The organism is Cecembia lonarensis LW9, from assembly GCF_000298295.1.
Taxonomy (GTDB): Bacteria; Bacteroidota; Bacteroidia; order Cytophagales; family Cyclobacteriaceae; genus Cecembia; species Cecembia lonarensis.
In genome coordinates, this window is record NZ_AMGM01000165.1 from 1 (window position 1) to 2,820 (window position 2,820).

Below are 2,820 nucleotides of genomic sequence, written 5' to 3' on the forward strand. Positions count from 1 at the left end.
TCCTCCAGCCTTCCATCGACTATGCCAACAACGGATTTCCCGTCACCGAAGTGATTGCCTGGCAAATGAACGGTGTTTATCCAAAAATGCAGGACATTCCCGGTTTCCGGAAAACCTACATGCCCAATGGCGAAAACACCCCAAGAAAAGGGGAAGTCTTCAAAAATCCAGACTTGGCCAGAACCTACTCCATGATCGCCAAAGAAGGCCGTTCGTCTTTTTATGAAGGGCAAATCGCACGTACCATCGACCAATTTATGAAGGAAAATGGGGGCTATCTCCGCTATGAAGACCTGAAAAAGCATACCTCCGAATGGGTAGAACCCGTCAGTACCAACTACCGCGGATACGATGTATGGGAGCTTCCACCCAACGGACAGGGAATCGCAGTCCTACAAATGCTGAATATCCTAGAAGGCTACGATATCAAATCCATGGGCTATGGAAGCGCGGAATACCTGCATGTGCTGACCGAAGCCAAGAAACTGGCTTTTGAAGACCGTGCAAAATTCTATGCCGATCCGGCTTTCAATCAAATCCCCGTGGAAAAATTGATTTCCAAAGAATACGCCGCCGAACGTCGGAAACTCATCGATCCAAACAAGGCCGCGATGGCTTATCCTGCAGGAGAAATCGAAAAAGGCAACACTACCTATCTTACTGTGGCGGACAAGGAAGGTAATATGGTTTCCTTTATCCAGAGTATTTACGATGAATTTGGATCAGGCATGGTTCCGGACGGCTTGGGCTTTGTGCTGCAAAACCGCGGACAACAGTTCAATGTACAGGATCCAGATCACTGGAATTCCTTGGCAAAAGGCAAGCGTCCTTTTCACACCATCATTCCAGCCTTTATCACCAAAAACGGGGAGCCTTACATCAGTTTTGGGCTGATGGGCGGTTCGGTACAGCCTCAGGGACATACGCAGATTGTGGTCAATTTGGTTGATTTTGGCATGAATCTGCAGGAAGCTGGAGATGCACCGCGGATGCGGCACAACGGTAGCTCCGAACCTACAGGCTCGAAGATGACAAACGGTGGATCGCTGAATCTCGAAAGCGGCTTTACTTATGAAGTCATCCGCAAACTGGAAGAGATGGGACACCGAGTGGAGTACAGTGTCGGGCCTTATGGAGGCTACCAAGCCATCCTATACGACAAGGTCAACAAAGTCTATATCGGTGCTTCGGAGTCTAGAAAAGACGGACAGGCAGCGGGGTATTGAGGAAGTCCGTTTTCTTGTTCTTTGCGACATGCCTTATGCACAGCAACCTTGGGGAAAAGAAGCTCATAACTTTTTGACTTATATTCCTTAATGAAAGTATATATAGCAGTAAAGAAAATATAGCCGATCAAAAAATTCCCAACATCCTGAATATCGTCCTTTTCAGTGGCATTTTACTGATGGCTTCATCTTATTATCCCAAACTTGAATCAACCTTTCCACCAGATGAAAAACTTACCGCGGCAACCGAAAACGCCATCATCTTTTATGATGCTTCCAATTTCGAAATTATAGGTCAGCTGCCCGATACCGAAACCTATACACGGCTTCCTTTAGGCGCTCAAAATAAAGTAAGACAAGAGGTCTGGAACCTTTCCCAACATTCGGCAGGTATCTCTATCCGTTTTACTTCCAACTCCTCCACCATCAAAGTCCGATGGGAATTGAAATACAATAACCATTTGTCAAACATGACGCCTATTGCTACAAAAGGGCTTGACCTATATGCTTACAGGGACAACACATGGCAGTTTGTAGGCGTGGCAAGACCTGTTGAAGGACATCAAAATGAAGCCATTATCATTGAAGGCATGCCTGCCAATGCCCAGGAATACCTGCTGAATCTACCTTTGTATGATGGGATTCTATCACTTGAAATCGGTATAGATTCTGGGGCTTATGTCGACAAACCCGCCCAAAAAATCATAGATACTGCCCACCCTATTGTCTTTTATGGTACGAGTATCACGCAGGGTGCCTCGGCTTCCCGTCCGGGACTGACCTACCCTGCAATGATTGAAAGACAGTTTAACAAAGAAGTCATCAATCTGGGTTTTAGTGGTAACGGTAGATTTGAAAAAGCAATTGCCGAATACATCATGACAGCACAGCCTTCCTTGGTTATTTTGGACTGCACCCCAAACTCTCCCGCAGATACCATTAGAAAAAACCTACCCGAAACCATTGACTATATCACCGCTGTAAATGACACAGTGCCCATCATCCTTGTAGAAAGTATCATCAGAGATTACGCTTTCTTTAAAAAAGACGACCAAAATGTCTCTGGAACGATGTCATTTATCAATGAACAAAACAATGCCTTGAAAGCCGTTTACGAAAGCAAAATCAAAACAAGGAAAAATATTTTTTATATAGTTAGTGAAAATCTTATTGGTGAGGATCATGAAGCCACAACGGACGGAACACATTTCAACGACTTAGGACATTACAGGGCATACCAAAGATTTCGAGAAGAAATTGAAAAAATCCTCAGGTCACTGTAAAATATCTTCATTTTACACCATTATTATTTTCATTTTGCGCCCCTATAAACACCAAAAAACCCTTCTAAAAGCCTGGTTTTCAAAAGGGTTATCATCCACTGAAGTTCAAGAGACAAGATTCTTCACTTTGTTACCATTGACAGATAGGAGTAATCGTCATTCTGAGCGAGGGACGAGCGAAGAATCTCCCATAGTTTAGGAGATTCTTCTCCGCCTATGGCGGATCAGAATGACGGGGAAAACAAGATGTCATTCTCTCCTCTGTAAATGCCAAATTTTAAAATCTCAGCATGAAGTTTCAATATCTGTCA

The 2,820-nt window shown here is 44.2% G+C and carries 2 protein-coding genes; both read left to right on the top strand.

Annotated features, from left to right (window positions below; all coding sequences use genetic code 11):
- On the top strand, positions 1–1,226 hold a 1,226-nt coding region (locus B879_RS20515; protein WP_040401465.1), incomplete at its 5' end, for a gamma-glutamyltransferase family protein.
- A gap of 179 nt (positions 1,227–1,405) precedes the next feature.
- Positions 1,406–2,509: an SGNH/GDSL hydrolase family protein gene (locus tag B879_RS20520; RefSeq protein WP_009187147.1), complete on the top strand. Its 1,104-nt coding sequence runs from the start codon at positions 1,406–1,408 to the stop codon at positions 2,507–2,509.
- Positions 2,510–2,820: the final 311 nt, after the last annotated feature.

Excerpts from the sequence above, each read along its gene's own strand:
- B879_RS20520 (WP_009187147.1), top strand. The coding sequence starts at position 1,406 with ATGGCTTCATCTTATTATCCCAAACTTGAATCAACCTTTCCACCAGAT.